At 62.0% G+C, this 6660-nt stretch carries 7 protein-coding genes; 6 read left to right on the forward strand and 1 reads right to left on the reverse strand.

Annotation, left to right across the window (positions count from 1 at the left end):
• Positions 1–23: 23 nt before the first annotated feature.
• From pcaH to pcaC, 6 genes are all read left to right on the forward strand, one after another.
• Positions 24–728 (forward strand): protocatechuate 3,4-dioxygenase subunit beta, encoded by a 705-nt coding sequence (gene pcaH / locus DTP52_RS25270; protein WP_109755790.1) that lies wholly within the window; start codon positions 24–26, stop codon positions 726–728.
• A gap of 1 nt (position 729) precedes the next feature.
• Positions 730–1296 carry a protocatechuate 3,4-dioxygenase subunit alpha gene (gene pcaG, locus DTP52_RS25275; RefSeq protein WP_109755791.1) on the forward strand — a complete coding sequence of 189 codons (567 nt, stop codon included), beginning with the start codon at positions 730–732 and terminating at the stop codon, positions 1294–1296.
• A gap of 192 nt (positions 1297–1488) precedes the next feature.
• Positions 1489–2784: an MFS family transporter gene (locus DTP52_RS25280; RefSeq protein ID WP_109755792.1), complete on the forward strand. Its 1296-nt coding sequence runs from the start codon at positions 1489–1491 to the stop codon at positions 2782–2784.
• A 45-nt stretch (positions 2785–2829) separates the two neighbouring features.
• Positions 2830–4194: a 3-carboxy-cis,cis-muconate cycloisomerase gene (locus tag DTP52_RS25285; RefSeq protein WP_109755793.1), complete on the forward strand. Its 1365-nt coding sequence runs from the start codon at positions 2830–2832 to the stop codon at positions 4192–4194.
• Between the two features lie 12 nt (positions 4195–4206).
• Complete coding sequence (gene pcaD / locus DTP52_RS25290; protein ID WP_109755794.1) at positions 4207–5007, forward strand: 3-oxoadipate enol-lactonase; 801 nt, start codon at positions 4207–4209, stop codon at positions 5005–5007.
• 10 nt (positions 5008–5017) lie between these two features.
• Positions 5018–5410: a 4-carboxymuconolactone decarboxylase gene (pcaC, locus tag DTP52_RS25295; RefSeq protein WP_109755800.1), complete on the forward strand. Its 393-nt coding sequence runs from the start codon at positions 5018–5020 to the stop codon at positions 5408–5410.
• 272 nt (positions 5411–5682) lie between these two features.
• On the opposite strand, the gene DTP52_RS25300 is transcribed toward pcaC, so the two are convergent.
• The coding region (locus tag DTP52_RS25300; protein WP_109755795.1) for an OprD family porin at positions 5683–6660 on the reverse strand (978 nt) is incomplete at its 5' end.

The following is a 6660-nucleotide window of genomic DNA, read 5'->3' on the forward strand; positions in this document are numbered from 1 at the left end:
AATAAGAAACCGAGGAATGCTACATGACTGACAAGCCTGGTTATCGTCGCCCTCAAGCGGGCACCCAGCCGGAGTATCTGCACCCGCCGTACCAGTCCACCAACCTGCGCTCGCCATCCAAGCCGTTGGTGTATCTGCCTCACTCGCTGTCGGAAATCACCGGTCCGACCATAGGCGCCGACCGCGTGCAGGAGAAGGACAACGACCTGACCGCCCAGCATGCCGGCGAGCCGTTGGGGGAACGGATCATCATTCACGGACGGGTGCTGGATGAGCACGGCCAGCCGGTGCCGGGCATCCTGGTGGAGATCTGGCAGGCCAACGCCGCCGGTCGCTACAACCATGACCGTGACAACCATGACGCGCCGCTGGACCCGAACTTCACCGGCACCGGTCGCACCATTACCGACGCCGACGGCTGGTATCAGTTCCAGACCATCAAGCCCGGTGCTTATCCGTGGGGCAACCACCACAATGCCTGGCGCCCGGCGCATATCCATTTCTCACTGTTCGGGCCGAGCATTCTGACGCGCCTGGTGACGCAGATGTATTTCCCCGGCGATCCGTTGCTGGCCTACGACCCGATCTATAACTGCGTGCCGGACACCCGCGCCAAGGAACGCCTGATCGCCAGTTTCGACCTGGAAAAAACCGTCCCTCACTACGCCCTCGGTTACCGCTGGGACATCGTCTTGCGCGGCCGCGATGCCACGCCGATGGAGAAATAAGATGACGCTCACCGCCACCACATCCCACACCGTTGGCCCTTACTACCATATCGGCCTGACCTGGCTGAACCGTGAAGACCTGACTGTTGCCCAAACCCTTGGCCAACGCGTGGCGATCACCGGGCAGGTGGTCGACGGCAATGGTGAATTCGTCAACGACGCCATGCTGGAAGTCTGGCAGGCCAACGCCGCCGGTAAATACGCCCACCCCGAAGACGACCAGGACAAGCCCCTGGACCCGCATTTCGAAGGCTTCGGTCGGGTGCCGGTGGACGCTGAAGGGCGCTTTCGCTTCACCACCATCAAGCCAGGCACAGTGCCAGGGTTGAGCGGCACGACCCAGGCACCGCACCTGGTAGTGCTGGTGTTCGCCCGCGGGTTGGTCAAGCATTTGCTGACGCGCATCTACTTCGATGGCGAGCCGACCAACGAAACCGACCCGCTGTTGGCCTGCGTGCCCGAGGAACGTCGTGCCACCATTGTGAGCAAACCCGATGCCTCGGGCGTGTATCAGTGGAACGTGATCCTGCAGGGCACGGATGCCGAGACGGTGTTCTTCGACTACTGAGTGATTACACCTGTGGGAGCGAGCCTGCTCGCGATAGCGGTGGGTCAGCTTGCATCCATTATTGAATGTGCCGCCCTCATCGCGAGCAGGCTCGCTCCCACATGGCGGCGGCACAGGCAATGCAATACTGTGGAACGGGACTGTTACGAAGTGTGTCTAGACTCTGTCCAGTCCCCAACGAGTGAATAGCCCATGACCATCCCAATCAGCCACTACACCGGTGAAGAACGCAGCAAGCGCATCTTCGCCATCGTCGGTGCCTCATCCGGCAACCTGGTCGAATGGTTCGACTTCTATGTCTATGCGTTTTGTGCGATTTATTTCGCGCCGGCGTTTTTTCCGTCGGACAACCCCACGGTGCAACTGGTCAACACGGCGGGTGTGTTCGCCGCCGGGTTCCTGATGCGACCCATCGGTGGCTGGATTTTCGGCCGGGTGGCGGACCGTCACGGGCGCAAGAATTCGATGATGATTTCGGTGCTGATGATGTGCTTCGGCTCGTTGCTCATCGCGTGCCTGCCCACCTACAAAGACATCGGCGTCTGGGCGCCGGTGCTGCTGTTGTTCGCACGCCTGTTACAAGGCTTGTCGGTGGGTGGCGAGTACGGCACCACCGCTACTTACATGAGCGAAGTCGCCCTCAAGGGCCAGCGTGGTTTTTTTGCTTCGTTCCAGTACGTGACGCTGATCGGCGGGCAACTGCTGGCGGTGTCGTTGGTGGTGATCCTGCAGCAGTTTCTCAACGAGGACGAACTGCGCGCCTATGGCTGGCGGATCCCGTTCGTGGTGGGCGCCCTGGCTGCGTTGATCTCCCTGTTCCTGCGGCGCTCACTGAAGGAAACCAGCAGCAAGGAAATGCGCGAGAACAAGGACGCCGGCAGTATCGCGGCGCTGTTTCGCGACCACAAGGCCGCGTTCATCACCGTGCTGGGCTACACCGCTGGCGGCTCGCTGATTTTCTATACCTTCACCACCTACATGCAGAAATACCTGGTGAACACCGCCGGCCTGCACGCCAAGACCGCCAGCTACATCATGACTGGCGCGTTGTTCCTCTATATGTGCATGCAGCCGCTGTTCGGCATGCTGGCGGACAAGATCGGCCGGCGTAATTCCATGCTCTGGTTCGGTGGCCTGGGGGCGTTGTGCACGGTGCCGATCCTGCTGACCCTCAAAAGCATCAGCAGCCCGTTCCTGGCGTTCGTCCTGATCACGTTGGCGCTGGCGATCGTCAGTTTCTACACGTCGATCAGTGGCTTGGTGAAAGCGGAAATGTTTCCACCTGAAGTGCGGGCGCTGGGAGTAGGGTTGGCGTACGCGGTGGCCAATGCGATTTTTGGCGGTTCGGCCGAGTACGTCGCCTTGAGCCTGAAGGCACAGGGCATGGAGAACGCCTTTTATTGGTATGTCACGGTGATGATGGTGGTGGCGTTCCTGTTCAGCCTGCGCCTGCCCAAGCAACCGGCATACTTGCATCACGACCTTTGACTCAACTGCGCCGACCCTTGAGGCCGGCGCTCCCAAGGACTGTTTATGAGCGACCGACTGGGCAATCAACTGTTCGATGCCTACTTCACCGCCCGCGACATGCGCGAGGTGTTCTGCGATGCGGGCCGGCTCCAGGCCATGCTCGACGTCGAGGCGGCATTGGCCCGGGCCGAAGCGCGGGTGGGTTTGATTCCCCAGAGCGCGGTGGCGCCAATTGAGCAGGCCTGCCGTGCCCAGCTTTACGATTTTTCGGCCTTGAGCGAAGCGATCGCCAGTGCCGGCAATTCGGCGATCCCGCTGGTCAAGGCGTTGGGCAAACGCATCGCCGCCGAGGATGCTGAAGCCGAACGCTACGTGCACCTGGGCGCAACCAGCCAGGACGTGATGGACAGCGGGTTGGTGCTGCAACTGCGCCAGGCGTTGGGCTTGATCGAGGCAGAACTGGCCCAGCTGGCCGGCACCCTGGCCCGCCAAGCCGAACGCTACGCCGCCACTCCGCTGGCCGGGCGTACCTGGTTGCAGCATGCCACGCCGGTGACCCTGGGTATGAAAATCGCTGGTTGGCTGGGAGCGATCACCCGCAGTCGGCAACGTCTGAAAGAACTCAAGCCACGCTTGCTGGTGCTGCAATTTGGCGGCGCCTCTGGAACGCTCGCCGCCTTGGGCGAACACGCCTTGCCCATCGCCGAAGCCTTGGCTGCCGAACTACAACTGAACCTGCCGGAACAACCGTGGCACACCCAACGCGACCGCCTGGTGGAGTTCGGCTCGGTGTTGGGTTTGATCGCCGGCAGCCTGGGCAAGCTGGGCCGCGACATCAGCCTGTTGATGCAGACCGAGGCTGGCGAAGCGTTCGAACCGTCGGCGCCGGGCAAGGGCGGTTCGTCGACCATGCCCCACAAACGCAACCCGGTGGGCGCGGCGGTGCTGATCGGTGCGGCGACGCGGGTGCCGGGCTTGTTGTCGACATTGTTCAGCGCCATGCCCCAGGAACATGAGCGCAGCCTGGGCCTGTGGCACGCCGAATGGGAAACCCTGCCGGAGATCTGCTGCCTGATATCCGGTGCCTTGCAACAGGCGCGATTGCTGGCCGAAGGGCTGGAAGTCGACGCGGCGCGCATGGCCCGCAACCTGGAACTGACCCAGGGGTTGGTGCTGGCCGAAGCGGTAAGCATCGTCCTGGCCCAGCGGGTGGGGCGCGACACGGCGCATCATCTGCTGGAGCAATGTTGCAAGCGCGCCGTGGCCGAACAACGGCATCTGCGGGACGTGTTGGGGGACGAACCCCAGGTCACTGCACAGTTGTCCGCTGCTGAAATCGATCATCTACTCAACCCCGCTCACTACCTCGGCCAGGCCCAGACCTGGGTCGCCCGAGCGGTGGCCGAACACCTTGCCTTGAACGCCTGAAAGGAGATTGTTGTGGGATTCGTCAAACTCGCCGAGGGCGATCTGAATTACCGATTGGACGGGCCGCAAGAGGCCCCGGTGCTGGTGCTTTCAAACTCCCTCGGCACTGACCTGCACATGTGGGATGCGCAGGTCCCGGCTTTCAGCGAACACTTTCGCGTATTGCGTTTTGACACCCGTGGCCATGGCCAGTCGCTGGTCACCGAAGGGCCCTATAGCATCGAACAACTGGGCCGCGATGTGCTGGCGATGCTTGATCAGTTGGGCATCGACAAGGTGCATTTCTGTGGCTTGTCCATGGGCGGGTTGATCGGCCAATGGCTGGGGATCAATGCCGGTGAGCGGCTACATAAACTGGTGGTGTGCAACACTGCCGCGAAGATCGGTGACCCCTCGGTATGGAACCCGCGCATCGAAACCGTGCTGCGTGATGGCAAGGCGGCGATGGTGGCGTTGCGCGATGCCTCGATTGCCCGTTGGTTTACCCCAGACTTCGCCGAGGCGCAGCCTGCGACGGTGAAACAAATCACTGACATGCTCGCCGCCACTTCGCCCCAGGGCTATGCGGCCAACTGTGCGGCGGTGCGCGATGCCGATTTTCGCGAGCAACTGTCGTCGATCCAGGTGCCGCTGCTGGTGATTGCCGGCACTGAAGATGCTGTGACGCCGCCGTCGGGTGGGCACTTTATCCAGGAGCGGGTCAGTGGCGCCGAGTACGCCGAGTTTTATGCCGCGCACCTGTCCAACGTCCAGGCCGGCGCTGCGTTCAGCGCCCGGGTGCTGGATTTCCTGCTTGATTCTGGCCGAGCCTGAGGAGTTTTTTGTGGACGAGAAACAACGTTACGACGAAGGCATGCAGGTACGCCGCGCGGTGCTGGGCGATGCCCATGTCGACCGCAGCCTCAATGCCTTGACCGAGTTCAACAGCGAATTTCAGGAGATGATCACCCGTCATGCCTGGGGCGACATCTGGACCCGCCCGGGCCTGCCGCGCCACACCCGCAGCCTGATCACCATCGCCATGCTGATCGGCATGAACCGTAATGAGGAACTCAAGCTGCACCTGCGCGCCGCCGCCAACAACGGCGTGAGCCGCAGCGAGATCAAGGAAGTGATCATGCAGAGCGCGATCTACTGCGGCATTCCGGCGGCCAACGCCACCTTCCACCTGGCCGAGTCGGTGTGGGATGAGCTGGGTGTCGAATCCCGGTCTTAACATCCACCGCTAATTCCTGTGGGAGCGGGCTTGCTCGCGAAAGCGGTGGGCCAGTTGGCGATGATGTTGGATGGACCACCGCCTTCGCGAGCAAGCCCGCTCCCACACTGGATCTTCAGTGAGTACAAATTTTGTGCCCGACACTGATCCCCCTGTGGGAGCGAGCTTGCCCGCGATAGCGGCGGGTCAGCTTGCATCGATCTTGAATGAGATGACGCCATCGCGAGCAAGCTCGCTCCCACACCGGTACAGCCTCCACCCCATGTTGGCTCTTACAGCAAGCTGATCGGATAGCTGACAATCAACCGGTTTTCATCGAACTCATTAGTGCTGTAGTCCCGACGCATCGTCGAGTTACGCCATTTCACATTCAGACTCTTGAGCGCGCCGCTCTGTACGGTGTAGGCCAGCTCACTTTCCCGGCCCCATTCCTTGCCATCGTCGACCGTGGCGGTGTGCACATTGTCGCCGCTGATGTAGCGGTTCATCAGGGTCAGGCCCGGCACGCCGACGGCGGCGAAGTTGAAGTCGTGGCGCAACTGCCAGGATTTTTCCTTGGCGTTGTCGTAACTGGAGTTGTAGCTGTCGTTGGCCAGGGTGCCGCCGCTGGTGCCGTTGACGCGCATCCAGGCGTCATCACCGCCGACTTTCTGCAGGCCGACGTAGAACGTGTTGCCACCGTATTTCGCCGAGAGCATGGCGAACGCGGTTTTGTTGTCCAGGTCGCCGGCCAGCGCGCTGCCGTCTTCCTTGCCGATGAAGTAGCCAAGGTTGGCGCCCAGGGTCCAGTCGCCGATGGGCTGGCTGTGGGTCAGGTTGAAATATTGCTGCTGGTAGATGTCGGACAGTTCCGCGTACCAGACGCCGACCTGGGTGCGTTTTTCGTTGAAAGCGTATTCGCCGCCGCCGAAGTTGAAACGGTCGGACGTGAAGGCGCCGCGGCCGTTCATGGACATGTCTTCCATGCTCGCGTCGTTGCGCGGGCTGTTGGCGCGGAACTGGCCGCCGTAGAGGGTCAAACCGCTGATTTCGGTGGAGGTCACCTGGCCGCCACGGAAGGTTTGCGGCAGGGAGCGACCATCGTCGGAGCGCAGGATTGGCAGCACTGGCATCCATTCGCCGACCTTCAGTTCGGTCTTCGACACCTTGGCCTTGAGAGCCACGCCCAGGCGACCGAAGTCATCGGCAGGACGGCCGTCATCGTGCACCGGCAGCAACTGGGTGCCCGCCGTGCCACGGCCGCCGTCGAG

The organism is Pseudomonas sp. 43mfcvi1.1 (genome assembly GCF_900115935.1).
Taxonomy (GTDB): domain Bacteria; phylum Pseudomonadota; class Gammaproteobacteria; order Pseudomonadales; family Pseudomonadaceae; genus Aquipseudomonas; species Aquipseudomonas bijieensis.

Excerpts from the sequence above, each read along its gene's own strand:
- pcaH (WP_109755790.1), top strand. The coding sequence starts at position 24 with ATGACTGACAAGCCTGGTTATCGTCGCCCTCAAGCGGGCACCCAGCCG.
- pcaG (WP_109755791.1), top strand. The coding sequence starts at position 730 with ATGACGCTCACCGCCACCACATCCCACACCGTTGGCCCTTACTACCAT.
- DTP52_RS25280 (WP_109755792.1), top strand. The coding sequence starts at position 1,489 with ATGACCATCCCAATCAGCCACTACACCGGTGAAGAACGCAGCAAGCGC.
- DTP52_RS25285 (WP_109755793.1), top strand. The coding sequence starts at position 2,830 with ATGAGCGACCGACTGGGCAATCAACTGTTCGATGCCTACTTCACCGCC.